This window comes from Stenotrophomonas sp. 93052_Sma, from assembly GCF_056481145.1.
This window is the reverse complement of sequence record NZ_CM151134.1, coordinates 316,858-341,267: the sequence shown is the minus strand read 5'-3', so window position 1 is coordinate 341,267 and position 24,410 is coordinate 316,858. Positions and strand designations below refer to the sequence as shown.

Genomic DNA, 24,410 nt, shown 5'->3' with positions numbered 1-24,410 from the left:
CTGCCTTCATGCTGTGCCGCACGCTCCACCGCCGGAACCGCCGCCGTCCGCTCTTCCGGCCACACCCGCCCGAACGTCTGTGATGGAACGAATGAACGCTTCTGCCGAGCTGTTGAAGGAACTCCGTATCGACCGCAAGTCCCCGCCGCCCGCCTCCGGAGGGAGTGGCAGTGGTGGTGGCCGCCGCTGGCTGTGGATCGCGATCATCGTGGTCGTGCTGCTGGTCGCCGCCGTCGTCGCCTTCCTGTTCGGGCGTGCGCCGGTGGTGGAGGTGGAAACCGCACCCGCCGTGGCCATCCAGCAGGGCAGCGCCAGCAGTTCGGTGCTCGATGCCAGCGGCTACGTGGTCGCCCGGCGCATGGCCACGGTCTCGGCCAAGATCACCGGCAAGGTGCGCGAGGTGATGATCGAGGAAGGCATGCGCGTGGAGCAGGGCCAGATCATGGCCACGCTGGACCCGATCGATGCCGACGCGCAGCGTAGCCTGTATGCCTCGCAGCTGCAGGCCGCACGCAGCCAGGTGGCCGGTCTGGAGGCACAGCAGAAGCAGGCCGCCGCCGAAGCCAGCCGCCTGCAGGCACTGGTCGGCCAGCAGCTGGTGTCGCGCTCGCAGTACGACCAGGCGGTGGCCCAGCGCGACAGCCTGCGGGCACAGCTGGACACCGCACAGCGCAACGTCAAGGTGGCCAACGACCAGCTGGCCATCGCCGACCTGGGCGTGGACAACAACATCGTGCGCGCCGTTCTCCGGCGTGGTCACCGCCAAGGCTGCGCAGCCCGGCGAAATCGTTTCGCCGCTGTCGGCCGGCGGCGGCTTCACCCGCACCGGCATCGGCACCATCGTCGACATGGACTCGCTGGAGATCGAAGTCGAGGTCGGCGAAGCCTTCATCGGCCGCGTGCAGCCGAAGATGCCGGTGGAAGCCACGCTCAATGCCTACCCGGAATGGAAGATTCCCGGCGAGGTCATCGCCATCATCCCCACCGCCGACCGCGGCAAGGCCACGGTGAAGGTGCGCGTGGCGCTGAAGGTGAAGGACCCGCGCATCGTGCCGGAGATGGGCGTGCGGGTCAGCTTCCTGGAGCAGGCGCAGCCGCAGGCGGCCGCCAAGCCGCAGGGCGTGCGCGTGCCGGCGGGCGCCGTGGTGCAGCGCGAGAGCGTCTCGGTGGCCTTCGTGCTGGGTGATGAGAACCGCGTACAGCAGCGCACGGTCGAGGCCGGCCAGGCGATGGGCAAAGACCGCCAGATCCTCAAGGGCGTGAGCGCGGGTGAATCGGTGGTGGTCAACCCGCCGGACACCCTGCGCGACGGCGCCAAGGTGCAACAGAAACAAGCGCAGTAACGGCCTGGCGCCTGCGGGCGCCGCCGGCAACACCGCTCGACGCATGCCTGCGGCCACCGCCGTGGTGCTTCCCCGTTTCCCGCCTTCCGTGGAGAACCACCCATGTCGACCCTGGTTTCATTGCGCAACATCACCAAGACCTACCAGCGCGGCCCCGAAAAGGTGCAGGTGCTGCACGGCATCGACCTGGACATCGCCAGCGGCGACTTCGTCGCACTGATGGGTCCGTCCGGCTCAGGCAAGACCACCCTGCTCAACCTGATCGGCGGCCTGGACAACCCCAGCGGCGGCGAGATCAGCATCGAAGGCGAGCGCATCGACCAGATGAGCGGCGGCCAGCTGTCGACCTGGCGCAGCCACCACGTCGGCTTCGTGTTCCAGTTCTACAACCTGATGCCGATGCTGACCGCGCAGAAGAACGTGGAGCTGCCGCTGCTGCTGACCCATCTCAATGCCGCGCAGCGCCGCCGCAATGCCGAGATCGCGCTGACCCTGGTCGGCCTGGCCGACCGCCGCAACCACCGACCGAATGAGCTGTCCGGCGGCCAGCAGCAGCGCGTGGCGATCGCGCGGGCGATCGTCTCCGACCCGACCTTCCTGATCTGCGACGAGCCCACCGGCGACCTCGACCGCCAGTCCGCCGAGGAGATCCTCGGCCTGCTGCAGCAGCTCAACCGCGAGCATGGCAAGACCATCATCATGGTCACCCATGACCCGAAGGCCGCCGAGTACGCCACGCACACGGTGCACCTGGACAAGGGCGAGCTGGCCGACGCGCCGCTGGCCCACTGACGGAGGCCACGGCGATGAAATACTTCTCGTTGGTGTGGGCGCAGCTGTTCCGCAGCCGCACCCGTACATTGCTGACCCTGCTTTCGGTGGTGGCCGCCTTTCTGCTGTTCGGCATGCTCGATTCGGTCCGCGTGGCGTTCAATTCCGGCGGCAGCGTGGAGGGCGCCAATCGGCTGGTGGTGGCCTCACGACTGTCGATCACCCAATCGCTGCCGATCCGCCTGGAAGCGCAGGTGCGGCAGGTGGCCGGCGTGCGCGACGTGGCCTACGGCATGTGGTTCGGCGGCATCTACCAGGACCCGAAGAACTTCTTCCCGAACTTCTCGGTGTCACCCAACTACTTCGACGTCTACCGTGAACTGCAGATCGATCCGGCGCAGCTGGAAGACTGGAAGCAGACCCGCACCGGCGCCATCGTCGGCGAAACGCTGGCCAAGCAGTTCGGCTGGAAGATCGGCGACACCATCCCGCTGCAGGCAACCATCTTCCCGCGTGGCGGCAGCAATGACTGGCCGTTGGAACTGAAGGGCATCTTCCGCTCGAAGGACCGCACACAAGCGGGCAACGAAGAACGCCAGTTGATGATGAACTGGAAGTACTTCGATGAATCCAACGACTACATCAAGAACCAGGTGAGCTACTACACGATCACCCTGGACAACCCTGACCAGTCCTCGCGGGTGGCGCAGGCCATCGATGCGATTTCTGCCAACTCCGACCACGAGACCAAGACACAGACCGAATCGGCGTTCCAGCAGGCCTTCGTCAAGCAGTTCGCGGACATCGGCATGATCGTTACGTCGATCATGGGTGCGGTGTTCTTCACCCTGCTGCTGTTGACCGGCAACACCATGGCGCAGGCGGTGCGCGAGCGCGTGCCCGAACTGGCCACGCTGAAGACGCTGGGCTTCAAGGATGGCACCGTGCTGTCGCTGGTGATGATCGAGTCGGTGCTGCTGGTGGGCCTTGGCGGCCTGCTCGGCATGGTGCTGGCCTCGCTGGTGCTGCCGGTGGTGGCCGCGAACTTCGGCGGCGTGCTGCCCGCGCATGTGCCGTGGAATACTTGGCTGCTGGGCGTCGCCCTGGTGCTGCTGATCGGCACCATTGTCGGCCTGCTGCCCGCGCTGCGTGCCAAGCGCCTGAAGATCGTCGACGCACTGGCCGGCCGCTGAGGAGAACGCAGACATGTTCAAGAGCAAACTCAAGAAGTGGCTGGGCAACGGCGTGACGGTGCTGCTGCTGGTGATCGGCCTGGTGCTGTGGATCAGCCTGCCGTGGATCGGCGTGCTGGCCGTGGCCGTGCTGGTGGCACTGTGGCTGCTGCTGACCCGCGGTGGGCGACTTGCACTGGCCGCCACCCGCATCGGCGTGGCCAGCCTGCCGCAGCGCTGGGGCGCGTCCTCGGTGATCGTGGTCGGCATCGCTGGCGTGGTCGGCGTGCTGGTGGCGATGCTGGCGATGGGCGAAGGCTTCCAGGCCACGCTCAACAACACCGGCGATGACACCACCGCCATCGTGCTGCGCGGCGGCTCGCAGGCCGAAATCAACTCGGTCATCACCCGCGAACAGGTGCCGACGCTGTCCACCCTGCCCGGCATCAGCCGCGATGCCGAAGGCCGGCCGCTGCTGTCACCGGAGCTGTCGCAGGTGGTCAACCTGGTATCGAAGTCTGATGGCACCGACGTCAACGCGCAGTTCCGCGGCGTCGGCCCGCAGGCGTGGGCGTTGCATGACAAGGTCAAGATCGTCGAAGGCCGCACGTTCGCCACCGGCCTGCGCGAGATCGTGGTCGGCCAGGGCGCCAAGGGCCAGTTCCGCGATCTGGACGTTGGCAAGACGCTGACGCTGGGCAACCAGACCTGGACCGTGGTGGGTGTGTTCGCCACCGGCGATGCGCATGATTCGGAACTGTGGACCGACGCCGATACGCTGGCCACCACCTACCAGCGCAGTGCGTGGCAGTCGATCAGCGTGCGCACCGATGGCAAGGCCGGCTTCGAGCAGTTCAAGGCCGCCGTCGCCGCCGACCCGCGCCTGAAACTGGACGTGGAAACCACCCGCGTCTACTACAGCAAGCAGGGCGGCGGGCTGACCAAGCTGATCGACATCCTCGGCAAGGTGATCGGCACCATCATGGCGGTCGGTGCGGTGTTCGGCGCGCTCAACACCATGTACGCGGCGGTCGCCACGCGTGCGCGCGAGATCGCCACCATGCGCGCGATCGGCTTCCGCGGCCTGCCGGTGGTGACGGCGGTAATGCTGGAGACGATGCTGCTGGCACTGCTCGGCGGCCTGCTGGGGTGTGCGGTGGCATGGCTGCTGTTCAATGGCTACAGCGTGTCCACCATCGGCAGCAACTTCAGCGCAGTGGTGTTCAAGTTCCATGTGTCGCCGGAACTGCTGTGGACCGGCCTGAAATGGGCGCTGGGCATCGGCCTGGTCGGCGGCCTGTTCCCGGCGCTGCGCGCGGCGCGTTTGCCGATCACCACGGCGTTGCGCGAAACCTGAGCATCACGCAGCGACAGACTGCGCATCCTGCAGAGGGACGGAGCGAAAGCTCCGTCCCTTTTTCGTTGCCGAACTCAGAAATCCGCCGCCGCGGCATCAGACGGCAGGGCGCGCAGTGCCAGATGCTGACGCAGGGCTTCTTCAGGCGCATATGCCGTGCCCAGCGCGTGCTGCTCGCCCGTCTGCCTGTCGAAGAAGATCGGCCCATTGCCGGCCAGCGCGTCTGAGATCTCGCCGGATTGCAGGTAGCGCAACGACTGGAAGCAGAACAGCCAGCCTTCGACCACCTCATGCTCGTTCGTGATGACAACCGGTTCTTCGTCGTCGACAAGTGCAGCCTCCACGCGACGGCGTGCCTCTTCAAGATGAATCACTCCTTCATCTCCTTCGTTCGGTGACAACGAGACGAGCATTCCATGCAGGTGGGCGCGTCGCAACTGAAGAGCGCCTGGGCATGGTTGTGCACTGCGACGTGTTGTCGCAACCGCTCAAGCATGCCGGGTTTGTGCCGCTATCGATGCCTCTGCCCATCGCAAACGCAGCGCGCGTGACGCAGCGCACAGCGCATCTGTGGATTGTTGGTTGCGATTCATTTTCGCGCACTTCTATCGGCGTCGAGACAAACAGTTACGAATGGAAACATTCTAGAATCGCGCCCCCCACGTTGGTTTGCAGCACCCCACGCGCCCATAGAACGGGCGCATGTTTTTCCTGAAACACGAGATTTCACGGATGTCCCTGAAAACCACTCCGCTGCGCAACGCGATCGTCATCGCGCTGGCCGCCAGCTGCACCACCCCCGCCTTCGCACAGAGCACCGGCGACGCCACCACCACTCTCGACCGCATCGAAATCACCGGCTCGCGCATCCGCCAGGCCAGTGTCGAGACCGCACAGCCGGTGATCGCGCTCAACCGCGCCGAGATCGAGAAGAAGGGCTACGTCAACGTCGCCGACATCCTGCAGGACATTCCCGCCGCAGGTTCGCCGAGCATGGGCCGCGCGTCTTCGCTGACCTCCTCGCGCGACTTCGGCGGCATGTACGTCAGCCTGCGCAACCTCGGCCCGGAACGCAGCCTGGTGCTGATCGACGGCCGCCGCATGGGCGTCAGCGCCGGAGGCTACTCCGACCTGGCCTCGATTCCGTCGGCCATCGTCGAGCGCGTGGAAGTGCTGACCGATGGCGCGTCCGCGCTGTACGGCTCGGACGCCATCGCCGGCGTGGTCAACATCATCACCCGCAAGAACTTCGACGGTGGCCAAGCCAGCGTCTATGTCGGCCAGTACGGCCAGGGTGACGGCCAGAAGCGCTCCTACAGCGCCACCTTCGGCAAGACCTTCGACCGCGGCTGGTTCACCGTGGGTGCTGAGCGCACCAAGGAAGACGAAGTGCTGGGCAAGGATCGCGAGTTCAGCCGCTATCCCAACGGCCCGCGCCACCCGACCGACAACCTGAACGGCAACACCCCGTGGGGCTACGTCACCGTCGGTGGCAAGAACCTGACCGTGGGCCCGGGCGGCGATCCGAGCCAGAAGGGCAACTTCCACGCGCCGGATCCGGCCGATGGTGCCAACAGCAAGACCAACATGAGCCTGCTGACCGGCCTGGAGCGCACCTCGGTGTTCGCCAACGGCGGCTTCTCGATCACCGACGACCTGCGCATCGTCGCCGACGCGCTGTACAGCAAGCGCGAATCGACCAAGCAGCTGGCCGGCTACCCGTACTCGGTCAGCGCCGCCCAGGCGCGCAACGGCAGCCGTGCCGCCCTGTCCAAGGACAGCACGTTCAACCTGTGGGGCCAGGATGTGCTGTTCGCGCACCGCTCCGAGGAGCTGCCGCGCGGCACCGAGAACAATCTGGAGACCAAGCGCGCCAGCATCGGCCTGGAAGGCAGCTTCGAAACCGGTTCGCGGTACTGGGACTGGAACGTCAGCTACATGTACAACCGCAATGAAGGCGAGCGCATCGGTACCGGCAGCATGTACCAGCCGCACGTCAACCAGGCCGTCGGCCCGTCCTTCATGGATGGCAACGTGGCCCGCTGCGGCTCACCGGGTGCGGTGATCGCCGGCTGCGTGCCGTGGAACCCGGCTGCGCCGATGGGTTATACCGGCCCTGGCTCGCTGAGCAACCAGGACGTACAGGACTACCTGTTCGCCCGCTTCGTCGACAAGATGAAGAGCACCACCAAGGTGGCCAGCGCCAACATCTCCGGTTCGCTGTTCACCCTGCCGGCCGGCGACATCATGGGCGCGATGGGCTTCGAGCACCGCAGCGAAGAAGCCAGCTACACCCCGGACATGCGGGTGCAGAAGGGTGAGATTACCGGCACCACCGGCCAGCCGACCCGTGGCGACTACTCGCTCAACGAGGTCTACCTGGAGCTGCAGGTGCCACTGCTGGCCGATCTGCCGTTCGCGCGCGAACTGTCGCTGGACGTGGCCGGTCGCTACTCGGATTACAACAACTTCGGCTCGACCACCAACAGCAAGTTCGGCCTGAAGTGGAAGCCGATCGACAGCCTGCTGGTACGCGCCACCTACGGCACCGGCTTCCGTGCACCGACCGTGGATGACCTGTACGGTGGCACCGTCAGTACCCGCGATTCGTTCACCGATCCGTGCGATACCTCGTTCGGTACCGCGGCCACCAGCCCGACCGTTGCTGCCCGTTGCCAGGCGCTGAAGGTGCCGGCCAACTTCCGCCAGCTCAACAGCGATGGCACCGTTGCCACCAAGCCGGGCCAGCAGTCGACCGTCGACTTCAACTCGGGTTCCAACGCGGCGCTGAAGCCGGAAACCGCCAAGACCTGGACCGTGGGCCTGGTGTACAGCCCGGACTTCGTGGCCGGCCTGGATGTCAGCCTCGACTGGTGGAAGATCCGCATCAACAACGCCATCGTCTCCGAGACCACCAACAGCATTCTCGAGCAGTGCTATGTGCAGGGTTCGGACGCCGCCTGTGGCCGCTTCACCCGTGGCAGCAACGGCCAGGTCAACAGCCTGGACCGCTCGCTGGTCAATGCCGGTTTCCGCGAAACCGCCGGCTATGACATCAACGTGCGTTACCGCCTGCCGGAAACCACGTTCGGCCAGTTCGCCGTCAACTGGAACACCACCTACACCGACTACCTGAAGCAGCGCAACGACAACGCCGCGACCACGCCGGTGGAGCAGCGCACCAGCTGGGGCGGCGACTTCCGCGTCCGCTCGACCTTCAACCTGGATTGGCAGTACGGCGACCTCGGCATCGGCTGGACCGCGCGCTACTACTCCAGCATGAAGGAGAAGTGCTCGTACATGGACGAGTGCAACCTGCCGGGCTTCAGTTCGTCGTACACCAGTGCATCGCCGACCAACAAGGTGGGCTCCAACACCTTCCACGACCTGCAGGTGCGCTACAGCCTGCCGTGGGACGGCACCGTGTCGCTGGGCGTGAACAACGTCTTCGACCACCAGGGTCCGATCATGTACAGCCAGCCGAACAGCAGCTTCACCTACTACGGTGGCTTCGACATCGGCCGCTTCATGTACATGAAGTACCAGCAGCGCTTCTAAGCCTGCAACCGCGTTCCCGTCACAGCCAACTCTCTCCTGGCTGTGGATGGAAGCAGAGCGGCGCCCCTCGGGGCGCCGCTCTTTTTTGTGCACACGTGTCAGCCGAGCGGACGCGGCGCTAGCGCTTGGCGCGCATCGTGCGGATGTTGTCGCCGACGAACAGCACCAGGCCGGCCCAGATCGCGGCAAAGCCGATCGCCTTGGCGGTGTCGAACGCTTCGTGGAAGAAGAACACACCCAGCAGCAGCTGCAGGCTCGGCGCGATGTACTGCAGGATGCCGACCAGCGACAGCGGAATGCGCTTCACGCCGTAGGCGAAGCCGATCAGCGGCACGGCGGTGACTGCGCCGCCGAAGATCAGCAGCAGGTCGTTGCGCCAGCCCCAGCCATGGAAGAACGCGCCGCCATGGCCGTTCTCGGCCCAGATCGCGAAGGCCAGCGCCGGCAGGAACAGGTACATGCTTTCCACGCCCAGGCCGGCCACCGGGTCGACCGAAACCAGCTTGCGCAACAGGCCATACAGGCCGAACGAACAGGCCAGGCCCAGCGCGATCCACGGCGGTGTACCGGCGTCGATGGTCAGCCAGGCCACGCCCACCGCCGCCATTGCCACCGCCACCCACTGCAGGCGGCGCAGGCGTTCCTTCAGCACCAGCACGCCCAGCAGCACGTTCACCAGCGGGTTGATGAAGTAGCCCAGGCTGGTCTCGATGACATGGCCGGCGTTGACCGCCCAGATGTACAGGCCCCAGTTGAAGGCGATGGTCAGGCTCGACACCAGCAGGATCGGCAGCGCACGCGGCTGCGCGGCGATCTTCTGCCACCAGCCCAGGCGCGAGCTGATCAGCAGCCAGCCCAGCACCAGCACGGTGCTCCAGATGATGCGGTGGGCGATGATCTGGAACGAGGGCACCTCGTTGAGCAGGTGCCAGTACACCGGCACCAGGCCCCAGATCACGAAGGTGGACGCGGTGACCAGCAGGCCCCGGCGTTGTTCTTTCTCATCCATGCTCATTTCTTTCTCGTCCTTGCCATCGTCAGCACCACCACACCCAGAAGAATCACCACCATCGCCAACAGGTCGCGCCAGCCGAAACGCTCACCGTTGAGCAGTGCGCCCAGCAGCACCGCGATCACCGGATTGACGTACGCGTAGCTGCCCGCCAGCGCGGGGCGCACGTTCTGCAGCAGCCACACGTAGGCGGTGAACGCGACGATGGAGCCGAACACGCACAGGTAGGCCATCGCCAGCAGGCCACCGGTATCGGGCAGCGTGGTCGGGCGCTCGCCTACCGCCAGGCCGATCAGCACCAGCAGCACGCCGCCGCAGAGCATCTGCCCGGCAGCGGTCATGAACGGGCCCGGCAGGTCCAGCCCACGCGCCCACACCGAACCGAAGGCCCAGCCGATCGGCGCGATCAGCAGCAGCACCAGCCCGGTCGGCGAGGCCGTCAGGCTGCTGCCGGCGTTGAGCCAGACCACGCCCAGGAAGCCGATGGCGATGCCCAGCCATTCGCCACGGCTGGCGTGCTGGCCGCGCAGCGCCGAGAACAGCGCCATCCACAGCGGCACCGAGGCCACTGCGGTGGCGGCCAGGCCCGAGGACACCTCACGCTCGGCCAGCACCACCATGCCGTTGCCCAGCACCAGCATGGTCACGCCCATGATGACCAGGTTGCGCCACTGCCGCAGGGTCGGGTTCGGCATCTTCCAGAACAGGCGCAAGGCCAGGAACATCAGGCCACCGGCAATGATGAAGCGGCTGCCGGAGACCATCGTCAGCGGTAGCGCGCCGCCGTGCAGGGCCTTGGCGATGCCCAGGTAGGTCGAGCCCCAGACCACGTAGACCAGCAGCAGAGCCAGCGCGACAAGGCCACCCCGGGGGGCAGCCGCAGACGAAGAGGGGGGAGCCGACATGACACACCAGGGAGCCGGGGGAAGGCGGATTCTAGGACGTTTTGAGTATGGTCCGGGACCCCATACGGTGGCACGCTGTCATCCATCCATGCACCCTGCTCTGGTCTGCTACCCCGTGTTGACGGCCGATGCAGTACCAAGAGGGCTGCCCGGCCGCGCCGCCCCAAGGCCGTGCGCCGTTTTCCCTGCGCACGGACGCGCCGCATCGAGGATTCCCACCCAGATGAGCACCACGTCCCAACCTGCCGTACCCGCGAACGACCGCGCTGCCCTGCGCAGGTCGATCTCCAACACCCTCAAAGGCTCCGCCGGCAACCTGGTGGAGTGGTATGACGTCTACGTGTACTCGGTGTTCGCCGTGTACTTCGAATCGCAGTTCTTCTCGCCGGACGACAAGAACTCCACGATGTACGTGTGGGCGATCTTCGCCGCCACGTTCCTGATGCGCCCGATCGGTGCCTGGTTCTTCGGCCGCTTCGCCGACCGCCATGGCCGCCGCCTGGCACTGACCGTCTCGGTCACGCTGATGGCGCTGTGCTCGTTCCTGATCGCCATCACCCCCACCGCCGCCAGCATCGGCATCTGGGCCGCAGTCATCCTGCTGTTCGCGCGCCTGCTGCAGGGCTTTGCCACCGGCGGCGAGTACGGCGCCAGCGCCACCTACATGTCCGAGGCCGCCATTCCCGGCCGTCGCGGCTTCCTGTCCTCCTTCCACTACGTCACCCTGGTCGGCGGCCACGTGCTGGCCCAGCTGACCCTGCTGCTGATGCTGACCTTCTGGGGCAAGCCGGAGATCTCCGAGTGGGGCTGGCGCATCGCCTTCGGCATCGGCGGCATCGCCGCGGTGGTGGTGTTCTGGCTGCGCCGTGGCATGGACGAGTCGCTGTCGGAGTCGTCCATCGAGGCCGCGCGCGAGGGCAAGGCAAAGAAGTCCGGTTCGATGTACGAGTTGTTCGTGCACCAGTGGCGGCCGCTGCTGCTCTGTTTCTTATCACCGCTGGCGGCACCGTGGCCTTCTACACCTACTCGGTGAACGGCCCGAAGATGATCCAGAGCGCCTTCGCCGGCAACGATCCGATGACCGGCACGCTGATCAACCTGGGCGTGCTGGCGTTCCTGATGGTGCTGCAGCCGGTCGGCGGCTGGCTGTCGGACATCATCGGCCGCAAGACCCTGCTGGTGTTCTTCGGCGTCGGCGGCGTGCTGTACAGCTGGTACCTGATCACCCAGCTGCCGCACCAGCATGACGCCACCCTGGCCTTCCTGACCCTGGCGCTGGCGTTCGTCATCCTCACCGGCTACACCTCGATCAACGCGGTGGTGAAGGCCGAGCTGTTCCCCACCCACGTGCGTGCACTGGGCGTGGGCCTGGGCTATGCGCTGGCCAACTCGCTGTTCGGCGGCACCGCCCCGCTGCTGTACCAGGGCGCGCTGAAGACCGGCCACGTCGACTGGTTCGCCATCTACGTGACCGCGACGATCGCGGTATCGTTGGTGGTCTATGTGTTCTTCCTTACCAACAAGGGCCCGAACTGGCTCGACGGCACCCGCAAGTAAGCGCGTTGCCCTGATCGCGGCCACCGGTGCACTGCCGGTGGCCGCTGCGTCTCCCGCCACGCCATTGATGTGGATCGCGGCGACGCTGGCCGCAGCCACGGCATTGGCCTGGCTGCTGCGCCGCCCCAACGCGCAGGCCGCGTGGCCGCGCATCGGATTCGGGATTGCCCTGCTGGTGTTCTGCGCCGCGCTGGCGCTGCAGCTGGCGGTGGACCTGGGCAGCGGCCACAGCTCGCTGCAACTGCGCCTGCATCGCGGCATCAATGCAGGGTCGCCGGTTGGACTGCGCACGATGGTGGCGTGCTATCTGGCAGCGCTCGCCGCCAGTGGCTGGGGCGCGTGGAAGCTGCTGCGCCGGCGCAGGTAGTGCCGGCCGCTGGCCGGCAACGCCACCTCTTTCGGTAGTGCCGGCCGCTGGCCGGCAACCTCATGAACCTCCGGAAAGAGCAGGGAGTTGCCGGCCAGCGGCCGGCACTACCTCAACGGCGGGCCGCTTCGCTCTTGTCGCGCGCCGCGGAACTCCGATTCCTTTTCCCACGTCGGCCAGCGGCGGCTGTTGGCCAGCTCGGCGCCCAGGTCGTAGACCAGCAGGGTGTCGGCGGCATGGCCGCTCGGGTCCCAGCTCGGGGTCCACGCATCGCAGGCCTGGTGGTAGCAGTCGGCGAAGTACTTCTCGCGCAGCGCGGCCGGCTTCAACGCCGCCGTCCAGCTTGTCCAGGCCCGGGCCGATGGTGATCGCCGGCACGCCCAGGCGGGCGAAGGCGAAGTGGTCGGCACGGTAGAAGAAGCCGGCTTCCAGATTCGGGTCCGGGCTGTAGCTGCGGCCGCGGGCCTTGGCCACGCGTTCCAGGTCACCTTCCAGCGAGACCCGGCCCTTGCCCCACGACGCGATGTCACGGGTCGCACCATCCGGGCTGAACATCTCGATGTTCAGTACTGCGGCGGTCTTGTCCAGTGGCGCCAGCGGGTGCGCGGCGTAGTAGCTGGCACCCAGCAGGCCCTTCTCTTCGGCGGTGAGAGCCACGAAGTACAGCGTGCGCTGCGGCTGCGGGCCGGCGGCGAACACCCGGCCCAGTTCCAGCACGGTGGCCACACCGGTGGCGTTGTCGATCGCACCGCGGCGGATGCGGTCACCCTTGGCGTCGGCCTGGCCGATACCAAAGGCATCCCAGTGCGCCGAGAAGATCACCGCCTCGTCGGCATGCTCGCCACCGGGCAGCTTGGCCACCACGTTGCGGGTCACCACCTGCTCGCGCTTGAGCGCGAAATCAACGCTCAGCTTCGCGTTGTCCAGCGCCACCGGACGGAAGTCGGCGCGCATCGACTTGCGCTTCTCGGCATCGAAGTCGAGGCCGGCGTCGGCGAAGATCGCCTCGGCCAGTTCGCGCTGCATCCAGCCACGCAGCGGGGTGTGCTGGGCCATCGCCTCGGCCTGGCCGCGCTCGATGTCGAACAGCGGCGAAGTGCCCGAGCTCTTCACCGTGGCCCAGCCATAGGCGGCCGGTGCGGTCTCGTGCACGATCAACACGCCCTCGGCGCCACGGCGCGCGGCTTCCTCGAACTTGTAGGTCCAGCGGCCGTAGTAGGTCACCGCCTTGCCGTCGAACGCGCCCGGCGCATCGGCTTCGAAATCGGCGTCGTTGATCAGCACGACGGCGATCTTGCCGTGCAGGTCCACGTCCTTGTAGTCGTTCCACTGGCGTTCCGGCGCGTCGATGCCGTAGCCGACGAACACCAGCGGCGCATCCTTGATCTGCACGCGCTTACGCGGCTGCAGGCTCTGCAGGGTCACGTCCACGCCGTTGGCCAGCGCGCTTGCCCTGCTTCAGCGACAGGCTGGCCTTGGCCGCGCCCTCCAGCTGTGCGCGCACCAGCGGCACCGGCTGCACCCAGCTGCCATCCACGCCACCCGGCTGCAGGCCGTAGCTGCGGAACTGCTCGATCAGGTACTGCACCGTGCGCTCTTCGCCCTCGGTGGCCGGCGCGCGGCCCTCGAATTCATCCGATGCCAGCACATGCACGTGGCGCGATAGTGCCTGCGGATCGATACCGCCGCCGGGCAGGTCGTTGGCCGCATGGGCCAGGCCACCGACAAACAGGCAGGACGACAGCAGCAACACGCGCATCGGATTCACGGCAGTACCACGGCTAGCTTGGAAGTCACCAGAGTGTAACGTGGTCGTGACATCACGGCGCAGCCTGGGTCCACGTCATCCACGCATGACGTGGATCTACCTGCTGATGCGGTCCAGCCAGCAGGCCAGGCCCTGCGCGTTGAGTTCGATGTCCATCGCCAGCACCGCAGTCACCGCCGCATCGTCCAGCGCACAGCCATGCAGCTGTGCACGTTCCAGGTACAGCGCCTGCAGTGCGGCCAGCAGGCAGCGGTGGCGGTCCGGTCGGCCATCGCACTGGCGGCCGATGGCGGCCATCGCATCGATCTGCTCGAACAGGTCATCGGCCAGTTTCTCCACCTGTTCCACACGACCGTAGTGGGTCAGGTACATCGCCTGCGGCGCGTAATCGAGCATGCGCCGGATCGAGGCCTTCATCGCCTCCGGATCGAACTGCACCGGCGATGAGGTGGGGAAGATGAAAGCACCCTGCGCACTATCCAGCTCGCGGTAGGAGATGCCGAACGTATCGCCGGTGAACCAGCTGCGGCTGCGCGCATCCCACACGCAGTAGTGGTGCAGCGCGTGGCCCGGGGTATGTAGCAGCACCAGCTCGCGGCCGGCCAGATCGATGCGGTGGCCGTCTTCGGCCGCCACCACACGGTGCTCCGGAATCGCCTCGATGCGACCATAGCTGCGCGCGATCTCTTCGGCGCCATACACCGCCGTGGCACCCGCGATCAGGCGGGTCGGATCGATCATGTGCGGCGCACCGCGCGGGTGCAGCACCGCCTTCGCATTCGGCAACTGCTGCATCAGCAGGCCTGCACCGCCTGCATGATCCAGATGCACGTGGGTGAGCAGCAGCCAGTCCACCGCCTCCACGCCCAGGCCGGCATCCGCCAGCGCCTGCAGCATCGCCGGCACCGACAGGCCGGTGCCGCAGTCGACGAACGCAGCGCGGCCGTTCTCAACGATCAGGTAAGCCGCGTCGAAATCCGGGCGCTGGAAACCGGTATCGATGGTGTGGATGCTGGGGTCGGCGGTCATCGGCACGCACCTGGCAGGATCGGGAACAGACCCCCATGGTAGGCGCGCAGGCGGCCCGGGTTCGATGCGGCTTTGGTCGGGTAGTGCCGGCCGCTGGCCGGCAACCTCGGGATAGCCAGGAGAATGCATGTGCCGGCCAGCGGCCGGCACTACCGATCAGCCGGAGCGCAATGCGAACCGCGGCCGCAGCAACAGGGCCAACACCAGCACCGCCAGGAACGCGCCGTAGGCGTACAGCACCGCCAGCACCTGCGGCCAGATCGGGCCCGCGCCCGGCTGCACCACGCCAATGCGGTAGCCCCACAGCATCGACACGATGCTCAGCGCGAATGCGAGCACCAGGGTGGTGCTGTCGAACAGGCGCCGCCGCGCGGTGCGCGGCTGGCGCGGGAACAGCCAGTACAGGCTGCCCAGCAGCAGGAACCAGGGCAGGAACAGCAGCAGCGACAACCAGGCCATCGCAGACTCCATGTCATCGCGCCGGAGGCGCGCGGACATCATGCCATGACCTTCGTTCACGGGTAGTGCCGGCCGCTGGCCGGCATTTCCGGGAGCCTGGGGAACGTGCAGTTGCCGGCCAGCGGCCGGCACTACCCTACGCTTCGCGCAGCACGGCCAGGGCAGCCAGCACGGCGTCTACCTCGGCGTCCAGCTTGAACAGCTCGCTCTGCAGCTGGTCGCCCTGCTCGGCCTGCTTGATCACCGCGATCAGCTGGCCCGCATCGCGCGGCGAATCGAAGCCTTCGCTCTGGATCAGCAGCGTGCCGTCACCAGCGGTCAGCTTGAAGTAGAAGCGGCCATCCTTTTCACGGTACTGCTTGAACAGCGGCGGTGCCACGCGGGCCACGCCGGCATCCTCGCTGGCGATATCGCCCGCGCTGGACAGATCACGCAGGCCGACCGCATGGCGCAGCTCGTCCAGCAGCGGTGCCGCCAGCTGCTCGCGCAGCTGCTGGCCACGGCGCTTGAGCAGCGCCTCGATCTTCTCCGGCTCGGCCATCAGCGCGTTGTAGCGCTCGCGCAGCGGCGACAGCTCGCTGTCGATGCGCTCGAACAGCTGCTGCTTGGCATCGCCCCAGCTGATGCCCGCGGCGAACGCGTTGGCGAATTCCGCGGTCTGTTCCGGGGTGGCGAACGCCTGGTACATCTGGAACAGCGCCGAGCCCTCGGTGTCCTTCGGCTCGCCTGGTGCACGCGAGTCGGTCAGGATCGAGAACACCAGCTTCTTCAGCTCCTCGCGCGGCACGAACAGCGGAATGGTGTTGTGGTAGCTCTTGCTCATCTTGCGGCCATCCAGGCCCGCCAGCGTCGCCACCTGCTCGTCGATCACCACGTCCGGCAGCGGGAAGTACTCCTTGCCGTACACGTGGTTGAAGCGCTGGGCGAAATCACGCGCCATCTCGATGTGCTGGATCTGGTCACGGCCCACCGGCACCTGGTTGGCCTTGAAGATCAGGATGTCGGCGGCCATCAGCACCGGGTACATGAACAGGCCGGCGCTGACGCCTGCGTCCTCGTCCACGCCTTCCTCGCGGTTCTTGTCCACGGCCGCCTTGTAGGCGTGCGCGCGGTTGAGGATGCCCTTGCTGGCGATGGCGGTCAGGAACCACATCAGCTCGGTGGTCTCGCGGATGTCGCTCTGGCGGTAGAACCACACGTGTTCCGGGTCCAGGCCGCAGGCCAGCCAGCTGGCCGCGATCTCCAGGGTCGCGCGCTGGGTGCGCTGCGGGTCCTGCGACTTGATCAGGCTGTGCAGGTCGGCCAGGAAGAAGAAGCTCTCGATCCCCGGCGCGCGGCTGGCCGCGATGGCCGGACGGATGGCGCCAACGTAGTTGCCCAGGTGGGGCGTGCCGGAGGGGGTGATGCCGGTAAGGACTCGGGTCGTCATGACTGCGTGGGGTAACCTTCGATGAACGGGGCCAGTTTACCTTGCACGCCACCAACCCCGTCAGGGCCTGCGGCGCGTTCATTCACGCAACCCCGCTGGAGACGCCCGATGAAACGCCTGCTGCCCCTGCTGCTGATCCTGCCCTTGGCCGGCTTCCGCCCGGCCCCGATGCCGCCGCCGGTGTACGACGGCGGCCCCGTGCGCATGGCCCTGGTCGACCGCGACCGCGGCACCGAACTGCGCAGCTACCCCGCCGAGGGCCAGCGCTGGGTGGCCGGCGAGCGCGGCCACCGCTACGCCGTGCGCCTGTACAACGACAGCCCGCGCCGGGTGCTGGTGGTGCTGTCGGTAGACGGCGTCAACGCCATCTCCGGCGAAGATGCCGATCCTTCGCAGACCGGCTACGTGCTCAATCCCGGCCAGCGCGCCGACATCACCGGCTGGCGCAAGAGCCAGGACGAAGTGGCGCAGTTCGTGTTCAGCAGCCCCAGCGGCAGTTATGCCAGCCGCACCGGCCGCCCGGACAACATCGGCGTGGTGGGCGTAGCGGTGTTCGAGGAAGCGCGCCGCTGGCGTCCGGATCCGATCCTGCGCCGTGGCCTGCCGCTGCCAGCCCCGGCGGCGGAAGCATCGGCCGATGCCAGCGCCAGCAGCAGCCGCATCGAGGGCTACGCCAGCAAGTCGCAGGCGCCAGCGCTGGGCACCGGCCACGGTGCACGCGAGCAGTCTTCGGTGCGCGATACCGACTTCGAACGCGCCAGCCGCAGCCCCGCACAGGTACTGCAGCTGCGTTACGACAGCGCCCGCAACCTGCGCGCACGCGGCATCCTGGTGGATTCGCCGTCGCGCCTGCCGCGCGAACCACAGGCCTTCCCCAACCGCTACGTGCCGGACCCGCCGGCGAGCTGATCGTCCCGCCCAGACAACACAACGCCCGCAACCTCTCGGTGCGGGCGTTGTGTTGTGGGGGAAACCGAAGTGCTTACTTGTAGTCCGGGTAGTCCTTGCTCACGGCGTCCTGGAACTCACGCACTTCCTTCTCCGCGCGGTCCTTGGCCCAGCCATAACGTTCCTGCAGGCGACCGGCCAGATACTCGGCATTGCCCTCGGCCACATCGAAATCGTCGTTGGTCAGATCGCCCCACTTGGCCTGGGCCTTGCCCTTCAGCTGCGACCACTTGCCGGAAATGATGTCTTTGTTCATTGCTGGGAGTCCTTGGTTGCAACGGCGTTCTTACCGTGGCTCCAGCTTCGCGCAGCAGCTGTTGAATACCGGTCAACCGGCAATGAAATAGATGCTCACCTGCTTGAATGGTTCACTCCGCTTCGACAGCACGCAGCGAAAAGCACGCGCAAAAAAAGGCCGGGGAAATCCCCGGCCTTTTCTCTTTCCGTTGACCCGTCCTGAATTGGGTTGACACCTTTTCCCTCTGGAAAAGGAATGTTCAATGAAATCAACAATCAGGCGCAGTCAGCGGGATTACTCGCTGGCCTTCAAGTTGTCCGTGGTCGATCAGGTCGAGCGTGGAGAACTGACCTATAAGAAGGCTCAGGAGCGATACGGTATCCAAGGTAGCAGCACGGTTCTGAAGTGGCTTCGCCGCCATGGTCGGCAGGATTGGTCAGGTGGTGCATCATCTGCCCCCATGACGACTTCTCCCAAAAGTGGACCGGCCACGCCGCTGACGCCGGAACAACAGATCAAGGCCCTGCAGGTCCAGTTGCGGGAGGCCAACGAGAAAGCACAGCTTTTCGAAGCCATCGTGGATGTCCTCAAAGAGGATTACGGGGTGCGCATCGTAAAAAAGCCTTCAGGCAAGTCCTCACGCAAGGGCGCCTCAAAGGCGTAAGCGTGGCAAGGGCTTGCCGCCATTTCGGCATCAGTCGACAGGCGTTCTATCAAGCGGGGTGCCGGCATCAACGACGACGCGCCAGCGAGACCAAAGCACTGGCGCTGGTGAGCGATTGCCGCGTGCGGCAGCCACGGATCGGGACGCGCAAGTTGCACCATTTGATCGGACCGAAGCTGCAGGCGGCGGGAATCACCATGGGACGTGACCGGTTGTTTGACGTACTTCGGGAAGCGCGCCTGCTGGTACCGAAACGTCGGGCTTATCACAAGACTACCGACAGCCATCATCGCTTTCGCAGGCATCCGAATCTGCTCAAACCTGGCCAAGGATGCGTAATACCAACCGGTAGCGAGCAGGTGTGGGTGGCGGACATCACCTATCTGCCGACGCAGGGGAAGTTCGTGTATCTGAGCCTGGTCACCGATGCCTGGTCGCGCAAGATCGTGGGCTGGAGCGTGCATGAAACGCTACAGACAGAGCAGGTAGCTCAGGCGCTGGAGATGGCGCTGAAAGGGAGAAAGACACCGCAGAAGCTGATCCATCACTCTGATCGTGGAATCCAGTACTGCTCGGATTACTACCAGAAGATCCATGCGCGGCACGGCCTGACCTGCTCGATGACCGACGGCTACGACTGCTATCAGAACGCTCTGGCAGAGCGAGTCAACGGGATCCTCAAGTGCGAGTTCCTGCTTCATCGCCCACGGGACCTGGGGCAAGCCCGCCAGATGGTGGCTGAGGCCGTAGACATCTACAACGCTGAGCGCCCCCACCTGTCCCTTAAAATGCAGACGCCCGATGCGATGCATCGGGCGTCTTTGGCCGCCTGACGGCGGCCGGACCATCCACCCATCGGTGTCAACCTATGGCAGGACGAGTCACGTTCCGTGCAGGGCTCAACGGCCCTTCGCGGTGTCCTCGACCTTCTCGCCCGCCTTCTGCACGTCCTTGCCGGCACCGGCAATGGTGTTGCAGCCGGCCAGCAGGGCCACCGAGAACATCGACAACAGCATCAGGGCAACTACGCGCTTCATGGGCTTCTCCTTGGGTTTGCCGCTACACCGCTTCATTCGCGGATGGGATTCTTTCGCTCGGCGGGAGAAGGCCAATGCCCACCACCGCCGCGTGAAGTGCAATCTGGCGGCAGTGGCGTGGAGCGGGCGTGAACGGATCACAGATCCGTTCAGGCGGCGCCGTCAGTCACGCATCAGGGTGGACTTGCCGAACAGGCTTTCGACCAGGTCCACGGCCAGTTCGGCGGTGGCATTCTGCTTGTCCAGCAAGGGGTTGAGCTCGACGATGTCCAGCGAACCCATGCGCCCGGTGTCGGCGATCATCTCCATCACCAGCTGCGCCTCGCGGTAGTTCACCCCGCCCGGCACAGTGGTGCCCACGCCCGGCGCGATGCTGGGGTCGAGGAAGTCCACATCGAAGCTGACATGCAGATGGGTGTTCTCGTCGATGCCTGCCAGCGCTGCTTCTACGGTGCGCTTCATGCCGTTCTCGTCGATGTAGCGCATGTCATAGACATCCACCTTGTGGGTCTTGATCAGGCGCTTCTCGTCCGGGTCCACCGAACGGATGCCGATCTGGTGCATCTGCGCCGGGGTGATCGCCGGCACGGTGCCGCCGAGGCGGGTCAACGCATCCGGGCCGAGGCCGCACAGGCAGGCCACCGGCATGCCGTGGATGTTGCCCGACGGGGTCACGTCGCTGGTGTTGAAATCCGAATGGGCATCCAGCCACAGCACGCGCAGGGTCTTGCCCTGCTCGCGGCACCAGCGGGCAACGGCGGTGATCGAACCGATGCCCAGGCAGTGGTCGCCGCCGAGCATGATCGGCATGCGGCCGGCCTGCAGTTCGGCATAGCTGGCTTCCATCAGCGCATGGTTCCACGCCACCACTTCATCCAGGTGGCGGTAGCCTTCCACCGGCGCGGTCCACGGGTTGCGCGGGCCATCCAGGTTGCCCAGGTCGCGCACGTCTACGCCGCGCGCCTCCAGCGCCTCCGGCAGGCCCGCCACGCGCAGCGCTTCCGGGCCAAGCCGGGCACCACGATGGCCCGCACCCACATCGGTGGGAACGCCAATCAGGGATACGGAAATGGGATGGGCCATGGGTGCCTCCTGCGGGGGAAAAAGAAGCACAGTCTAGCCAGAGCTGTGTGACACCACTCGCGGCGGTGCAGCAGTCGGTGATCCAGAACACCGGGGCCACGCTGACGTTCCTGGTCAGGCATCCCGGCACTTGTTCGTAAGGAATCCGGCCTTCCTTGACACGCCTCACATCCAGGTCGGTATCGCCTCTTATCCAAGGCCGCCATTGCCTGCACCCTGCATCGGCACCCCAAACGGTGCCTCTTCAATTCCCCGATAAAGGAAATCGACGCGTATGAAACATGTACTGAATGGATTGGCGGTGCTGGCAATTGCCCTGGGCGGACTGGTTGCGGCAGATGCCAGCGCGTCCTCGCAGCGCATCACCCATACGGTGACCTCCGATGCGTTTGCAATGCACACGCAAGGCGCACGCCAGGTGCTCGACTGGGTGGCGCAGCGTGTAAAGCCGACGTTCGCCCCGCAGGGCTACGGCAACGTACACGTGGAACGGCGGGCGTTCTCCGTCGGGGGCGCATCTGCACGCTCGGACGGATCGATTCCCGGCAAGCTGCCGGAGCAGGGCATTCCCGGTGAGATCTACCGGGTGGAAAACCTGCTTCCCGATGGCTCCCTGCAGACATGGGAGTTCACCTGGGTGGAACCCTCCTCCGGCCATGGCGGCAGCTGGGAAGTCACTGGGTACACCTACAAGAAGGGCAATGACCCGGTAAACCAGCAGTAACGAAACAGGGGCAACGCACGCCGCATTGCCCCCTTCGAACACGCGGCCGACGGCGGGTTCGTCCCCGCGGCATCTCAACCGCCGCGGCGGCGAACCGGCGTCAGGCTCTGCACCTGGCCGTTGTTGCGCATCATGCACAGGAAACGACCATCGGGATAATCAATGATCAGTTCCTGGTAATCGCTGCCTACCGGCATCTGTGTCACCAGCGTGCCCTGCGCGCCCTTGCGCATATTGCAGGAGCCCAGTGCGGTATCACCCGCCGGTGCGCTGTACGCCACCTTGGACACATTGCGGAACACCGCACGGCACCCGCCGTTCACCCATACCGAGTGCCGCGACAGGCCCCAGTTCCTGCCCTCTTCGCAGCGGGTGTGGCTCAGCTGGCGCACCACCTCCACGTTGCCGCGCGTATCCATGTCGCACGACACCTGCTGCTGGTCGGTGGATTCGCAGGTCACCTCGCGCGGCAACGCCGCATCGTTGTCGTCATCGTGGCGACGGCGGTCGCGATGCTCTTCCCGCGCGGGCGTTCCGCTGGCACTGACCTGGCAGATGCCATTGGCGCCGCCACGGCCGGTGTAGCTGATCTGCGGCGTGCCGTCGTCGCTGCTGCTGATCGACAATGTGATGCCACTGTTGGCATCGCGTGCTTCGAAATAGCGGTCGTTGAAACGTTTCAGCGTGGCCTCGCGGCCCTGCACGTAGACCGGGCCGCCTTCGTCGGCGTGCACGTCGATGCCGCCCGGGCAGCTGGCGTTGAAGAACGGCACCGCGGCCATGGCCGGGGCCACGAAAACGGTGGACAACAGTGCGGCGGTGAGCGGCAGGGCGTGGCGACGCATGATCGGATCCCGAAGGGGCCCGGGGTGGGCCTGTGGTGGCAGTATGCGATGGGGCGTGGGGGGCTTTCCGTGAGGAATATCAAGAACCGGGTGCCGCGCATGGGGATTCAGGTCTGGTAGGGTGGTCCTGAAGCGCCGCCGGGCTGGTTAAGCCAGCTTTACACCGTGGCCCGCCATGGCCAGTGCGAGAGCGATGGCACGGCCTGATTTATCGTGGATCACGGCAATGCGCGATATGTCGCCTCTGGCATTGCGCTGCTCGAAACGGGCCAAACGCGATAATTCATTTTTCCTCTCAGATCATCCGATGTCATCGAAACAAACGACTGGCAGGCGGTGATTTCGCGTGCACATGATGAATTGCCACCTTCAGCGGGGTGGCCGGGATTTCCAACCCGAAGACTGAAAGCTGTATACGCTTGCCAGCCGGCGCCGTCTTCTCAAGAGCGGCGCCGGCTGGCAATCCGTTCGCCGATCGACGGCGGGCGGTGCGTGGGGGCCTCGTGCCCACCGGCTCATTCAGTCCCGGGATTGGAAACCACGTATCGCCCGCCACCCTTCTCCGGTGGCACCTCTGTTCCGCACGAGGATGCCCGCATGCCCAAGCCCCACCACCCATACCTGACCGCCACACTGGGCGAGGCCGCCCTGCGCCTGCCGCCCGAACTGGCGCAGCCGTTGGAAGCCGCTTTCGCCGCTGCAAACGAGGCACCCGCGCCGATCAATCTTCCCGGCTGCCTGCAGCGTATCCGCGCCGGTGATGCCGCCGACGGACAGCCGTGGCAAGGGCCGGCCAGCACACCCGGCCAGGCCGTGGCCGCCGCTCGCCGGGATCGCGCCGCGGTGGGCCTGGTGTCGCTGCTGGAGCTGTATCACGCCGCCGAGCGTGTGCGCGTGGACGGGGAAGAGAAAGACGACATCGGCGATGGCTCGCGCGAAGGGCTGATGCTGGCCTGCCGGGGGCTGGCGGAGTATGTGGCGTTGCAGGTGGGCGGGGCTCAGTAAATGCGGAACGTTGAGATCCCCAGCGTGCAGCCTTATAACGCCACGCCCCCAGCCATCGAATCAGGCAGACCCACTGCTGGGTAGTAAACAGCAGAGGATGCGGGTGCGCTTTGAGCACCCGCACTTTTGGGAGAAGCGATGAAAGGCGAGCTATTACCTCGAGTGTGAGGTGCGCGATCGCGTCAATCACTCAGCGCCACACTTGCGCATGCCAATTTGCTACTGGTTAACTCACCGGAGCGGGGGCATCCATCCCGCTTCTACACGGGGGCGGGATGTACAGAGTCGCGATGTTCCTTTTCGGTGTCTGCACCGTTTTGCTTTCAGGCTGCACTACTACTGCCGTTCCCAAAGGGGTTGCCTCAGCTGGATACACCGAAGTTGTTTCTGTTCCTCTGGGCCCTCTCCGCTACTTCCACACTGCTTCCCTGCTTCCCGGGCGAACCGCCGTAGGCACCACGCACGTCCACCGCTGTGCAAACACTGAGCGGAGTATCAGCCTGCAGATCGCGGATGGGCTTGTGATCGTTGCTGAAGATGTCTGTTCACGGATCGATGCGGCGGCGGACCTGGCCGAGTCATGGATACCGGCAGCATCCAACAGCTATCGGATCCTGCTAGTGCCGGAAGGCACTGCGGGGGCAATACGGACAAGATCGCTTGGCCGCTTTGCGACAGGCAGGACGCTTGCACTTGCATCGCACGTCTACGGCGATCAACGACAAGCCTTCGCGGATCTCGTTGACCTGGTTGCGCACGAGAGCCTTCACGCATTAGGGCACGCTACCAGGCATCCGCGAGCGCGCGACGAAAGAAGCGCCTACTACGCAGGGCTGTGTGCCCAGCTCAAGATCAACGGGCTCATCAAGGAAGATAGCTTGCCCGGAGCCCCGCTTGCTTCAGGTGATCGGGCAGTACGCATCTCGTCCCAGCAGGCCTATCGTGTGCGGCTTGAGACCTATCCGTTGCTGGTGGACGGCACCATCCGGCTTGGAACGCCATCCGGCGAGTCGATGCTGCAACGGTGCCAGCAGATTGGAAACGAGTTGATTCGTCTGCAGTAGGCCTGAACGCGAAAAGGTCAGCGCACTGCGCTGGCCTTTCTCGCTGAACCCCTGGCTCCGGGGCGTAGCGGAGAT

The 24,410-nt window shown here is 65.8% G+C and carries 20 protein-coding genes and 3 pseudogenes; 12 read left to right on the top strand and 11 right to left on the bottom strand.

The window, feature by feature from the left end; genetic code table 11:
- Positions 1-91 precede the first annotated feature (91 nt).
- The 4 genes and pseudogenes from ACZK2V_RS01515 (at position 92) to ACZK2V_RS01500 (ending at position 4,643) form a co-directional block, all read left to right on the top strand.
- Positions 92-1,343: pseudogene (locus tag ACZK2V_RS01515) on the top strand (efflux RND transporter periplasmic adaptor subunit).
- A gap of 102 nt (positions 1,344-1,445) precedes the next feature.
- Positions 1,446-2,135 carry an ABC transporter ATP-binding protein gene (locus tag ACZK2V_RS01510; protein WP_071229387.1) on the top strand — a complete coding sequence of 230 codons (690 nt, stop codon included), beginning with the start codon at positions 1,446-1,448 and terminating at the stop codon, positions 2,133-2,135.
- 14 nt (positions 2,136-2,149) lie between these two features.
- A complete protein-coding gene (locus ACZK2V_RS01505; RefSeq protein ID WP_071229388.1) occupies positions 2,150-3,307 on the top strand; it encodes an ABC transporter permease in 1,158 nt (385 codons plus the stop codon).
- 13 nt (positions 3,308-3,320) lie between these two features.
- The gene (locus tag ACZK2V_RS01500; RefSeq protein WP_071229389.1) at positions 3,321-4,643 is read left to right on the top strand and encodes an ABC transporter permease; all 1,323 of its coding nucleotides are present in this window, start codon (positions 3,321-3,323) and stop codon (positions 4,641-4,643) included.
- 74 nt (positions 4,644-4,717) lie between these two features.
- On the opposite strand, the gene ACZK2V_RS01495 is transcribed toward ACZK2V_RS01500, so the two are convergent.
- A complete protein-coding gene (locus ACZK2V_RS01495) occupies positions 4,718-5,017 on the bottom strand; it encodes a YrhB domain-containing protein (protein WP_071229390.1) in 300 nt (99 codons plus the stop codon).
- 358 nt (positions 5,018-5,375) lie between these two features.
- Between ACZK2V_RS01495 and ACZK2V_RS01490 the strand changes: the two genes are divergently transcribed.
- Positions 5,376-8,201: a TonB-dependent receptor gene (locus tag ACZK2V_RS01490; RefSeq protein WP_071229391.1), complete on the top strand. Its 2,826-nt coding sequence runs from the start codon at positions 5,376-5,378 to the stop codon at positions 8,199-8,201.
- A 118-nt stretch (positions 8,202-8,319) separates the two neighbouring features.
- Here ACZK2V_RS01490 and rarD read toward each other — a convergent pair whose 3' ends face one another.
- Entirely contained in the window at positions 8,320-9,216 is an 897-nt protein-coding gene (gene rarD, locus ACZK2V_RS01485; protein ID WP_032128173.1) for an EamA family transporter RarD, read from the bottom strand.
- Positions 9,213-10,118 carry a drug/metabolite exporter YedA gene (gene yedA, locus ACZK2V_RS01480; protein WP_032128174.1) on the bottom strand — a complete coding sequence of 302 codons (906 nt, stop codon included), beginning with the start codon at positions 10,116-10,118 and terminating at the stop codon, positions 9,213-9,215. The genes rarD and yedA overlap by 4 nt, the downstream gene beginning before the upstream one ends.
- A gap of 223 nt (positions 10,119-10,341) precedes the next feature.
- Here yedA and ACZK2V_RS01475 point away from each other — a divergent pair.
- Together ACZK2V_RS01475 and ACZK2V_RS01470 are read left to right on the top strand one after the other, a co-directional pair.
- Positions 10,342-11,675 (top strand): annotated as a pseudogene (locus tag ACZK2V_RS01475) (MFS transporter).
- 67 nt (positions 11,676-11,742) lie between these two features.
- Positions 11,743-12,042, top strand: a complete 300-nt coding sequence (locus tag ACZK2V_RS01470; protein WP_071229393.1) for a hypothetical protein — start codon at positions 11,743-11,745, stop codon at positions 12,040-12,042.
- A gap of 112 nt (positions 12,043-12,154) precedes the next feature.
- Here ACZK2V_RS01470 and ACZK2V_RS01465 read toward each other — a convergent pair.
- From ACZK2V_RS01465 to ACZK2V_RS01450, 4 genes and pseudogenes are all read right to left on the bottom strand, one after another.
- A pseudogene (locus tag ACZK2V_RS01465) lies at positions 12,155-13,801 on the bottom strand (M28 family metallopeptidase).
- Positions 13,802-13,906: 105 nt separating this feature from the next.
- Positions 13,907-14,839, bottom strand: a complete 933-nt coding sequence (locus tag ACZK2V_RS01460; RefSeq protein WP_071229395.1) for an MBL fold metallo-hydrolase — start codon at positions 14,837-14,839, stop codon at positions 13,907-13,909.
- Between the two features lie 156 nt (positions 14,840-14,995).
- Positions 14,996-15,298, bottom strand: a complete 303-nt coding sequence (locus ACZK2V_RS01455; RefSeq protein ID WP_065724234.1) for a hypothetical protein — start codon at positions 15,296-15,298, stop codon at positions 14,996-14,998.
- Between the two features lie 136 nt (positions 15,299-15,434).
- Positions 15,435-16,727 (bottom strand): tryptophan--tRNA ligase, encoded by a 1,293-nt coding sequence (locus ACZK2V_RS01450; protein WP_180845023.1) that lies wholly within the window; start codon positions 16,725-16,727, stop codon positions 15,435-15,437.
- 108 nt (positions 16,728-16,835) lie between these two features.
- Between ACZK2V_RS01450 and ACZK2V_RS01445 the strand changes: the two genes are divergently transcribed.
- Positions 16,836-17,636, top strand: coding sequence for a hypothetical protein (locus ACZK2V_RS01445; protein ID WP_180845022.1), 801 nt, complete (start codon positions 16,836-16,838; stop codon positions 17,634-17,636).
- Positions 17,637-17,709: 73 nt separating this feature from the next.
- On the opposite strand, the gene ACZK2V_RS01440 is transcribed toward ACZK2V_RS01445, so the two are convergent.
- Entirely contained in the window at positions 17,710-17,931 is a 222-nt protein-coding gene (locus tag ACZK2V_RS01440; RefSeq protein ID WP_004153772.1) for a CsbD family protein, read from the bottom strand.
- A gap of 244 nt (positions 17,932-18,175) precedes the next feature.
- Between ACZK2V_RS01440 and ACZK2V_RS01435 the strand changes: the two genes are divergently transcribed.
- A protein-coding gene (locus ACZK2V_RS01435) for an IS3 family transposase (RefSeq protein ID WP_223224739.1) occupies positions 18,176-19,410 on the top strand; the annotation gives its coding sequence in 2 pieces (ribosomal slippage) (positions 18,176-18,527 and positions 18,527-19,410; 1,236 coding nt in all).
- 66 nt (positions 19,411-19,476) lie between these two features.
- Here ACZK2V_RS01435 and ACZK2V_RS01430 read toward each other — a convergent pair.
- The gene (locus ACZK2V_RS01430; RefSeq protein ID WP_008266021.1) at positions 19,477-19,614 is read right to left on the bottom strand and encodes an entericidin A/B family lipoprotein; all 138 of its coding nucleotides are present in this window, start codon (positions 19,612-19,614) and stop codon (positions 19,477-19,479) included.
- A 162-nt stretch (positions 19,615-19,776) separates the two neighbouring features.
- Positions 19,777-20,697, bottom strand: a complete 921-nt coding sequence (gene rocF, locus ACZK2V_RS01425; protein WP_094001609.1) for an arginase — start codon at positions 20,695-20,697, stop codon at positions 19,777-19,779.
- A 274-nt stretch (positions 20,698-20,971) separates the two neighbouring features.
- On the opposite strand from rocF, the gene ACZK2V_RS01420 reads away from it, so the two are divergent.
- Positions 20,972-21,421 carry a hypothetical protein gene (locus ACZK2V_RS01420; RefSeq protein WP_180845021.1) on the top strand — a complete coding sequence of 150 codons (450 nt, stop codon included), beginning with the start codon at positions 20,972-20,974 and terminating at the stop codon, positions 21,419-21,421.
- Positions 21,422-21,495: 74 nt separating this feature from the next.
- Here the strand turns inward: ACZK2V_RS01420 and ACZK2V_RS01415 are convergent, their stop codons facing one another.
- Entirely contained in the window at positions 21,496-22,266 is a 771-nt protein-coding gene (locus tag ACZK2V_RS01415) for a DUF3011 domain-containing protein (RefSeq protein WP_180845020.1), read from the bottom strand.
- Positions 22,267-22,863: 597 nt separating this feature from the next.
- On the opposite strand from ACZK2V_RS01415, the gene ACZK2V_RS01410 reads away from it, so the two are divergent.
- Positions 22,864-23,271, top strand: coding sequence for a hypothetical protein (locus ACZK2V_RS01410; protein WP_180845019.1), 408 nt, complete (start codon positions 22,864-22,866; stop codon positions 23,269-23,271).
- 521 nt (positions 23,272-23,792) lie between these two features.
- Positions 23,793-24,335 (top strand): hypothetical protein, encoded by a 543-nt coding sequence (locus ACZK2V_RS01405; RefSeq protein WP_180845018.1) that lies wholly within the window; start codon positions 23,793-23,795, stop codon positions 24,333-24,335.
- Positions 24,336-24,410: the final 75 nt, after the last annotated feature.

Excerpts from the sequence above, each read along its gene's own strand:
- ACZK2V_RS01510 (WP_071229387.1), top strand. The coding sequence starts at position 1,446 with ATGTCGACCCTGGTTTCATTGCGCAACATCACCAAGACCTACCAGCGC.
- ACZK2V_RS01505 (WP_071229388.1), top strand. The coding sequence starts at position 2,150 with ATGAAATACTTCTCGTTGGTGTGGGCGCAGCTGTTCCGCAGCCGCACC.
- ACZK2V_RS01500 (WP_071229389.1), top strand. The coding sequence starts at position 3,321 with ATGTTCAAGAGCAAACTCAAGAAGTGGCTGGGCAACGGCGTGACGGTG.
- ACZK2V_RS01490 (WP_071229391.1), top strand. The coding sequence starts at position 5,376 with ATGTCCCTGAAAACCACTCCGCTGCGCAACGCGATCGTCATCGCGCTG.
- rarD (WP_032128173.1), bottom strand. The coding sequence starts at position 9,216 with ATGAGCATGGATGAGAAAGAACAACGCCGGGGCCTGCTGGTCACCGCG.
- yedA (WP_032128174.1), bottom strand. The coding sequence starts at position 10,118 with ATGTCGGCTCCCCCCTCTTCGTCTGCGGCTGCCCCCCGGGGTGGCCTT.
- ACZK2V_RS01470 (WP_071229393.1), top strand. The coding sequence starts at position 11,743 with ATGTGGATCGCGGCGACGCTGGCCGCAGCCACGGCATTGGCCTGGCTG.
- ACZK2V_RS01460 (WP_071229395.1), bottom strand. The coding sequence starts at position 14,839 with ATGACCGCCGACCCCAGCATCCACACCATCGATACCGGTTTCCAGCGC.
- ACZK2V_RS01455 (WP_065724234.1), bottom strand. The coding sequence starts at position 15,298 with ATGGCCTGGTTGTCGCTGCTGCTGTTCCTGCCCTGGTTCCTGCTGCTG.
- ACZK2V_RS01450 (WP_180845023.1), bottom strand. The coding sequence starts at position 16,727 with ATGACGACCCGAGTCCTTACCGGCATCACCCCCTCCGGCACGCCCCAC.
- ACZK2V_RS01445 (WP_180845022.1), top strand. The coding sequence starts at position 16,836 with ATGAAACGCCTGCTGCCCCTGCTGCTGATCCTGCCCTTGGCCGGCTTC.
- ACZK2V_RS01440 (WP_004153772.1), bottom strand. The coding sequence starts at position 17,931 with ATGAACAAAGACATCATTTCCGGCAAGTGGTCGCAGCTGAAGGGCAAG.
- ACZK2V_RS01430 (WP_008266021.1), bottom strand. The coding sequence starts at position 19,614 with ATGAAGCGCGTAGTTGCCCTGATGCTGTTGTCGATGTTCTCGGTGGCC.
- rocF (WP_094001609.1), bottom strand. The coding sequence starts at position 20,697 with ATGGCCCATCCCATTTCCGTATCCCTGATTGGCGTTCCCACCGATGTG.
- ACZK2V_RS01420 (WP_180845021.1), top strand. The coding sequence starts at position 20,972 with ATGAAACATGTACTGAATGGATTGGCGGTGCTGGCAATTGCCCTGGGC.
- ACZK2V_RS01415 (WP_180845020.1), bottom strand. The coding sequence starts at position 22,266 with ATGCGTCGCCACGCCCTGCCGCTCACCGCCGCACTGTTGTCCACCGTT.
- ACZK2V_RS01410 (WP_180845019.1), top strand. The coding sequence starts at position 22,864 with ATGCCCAAGCCCCACCACCCATACCTGACCGCCACACTGGGCGAGGCC.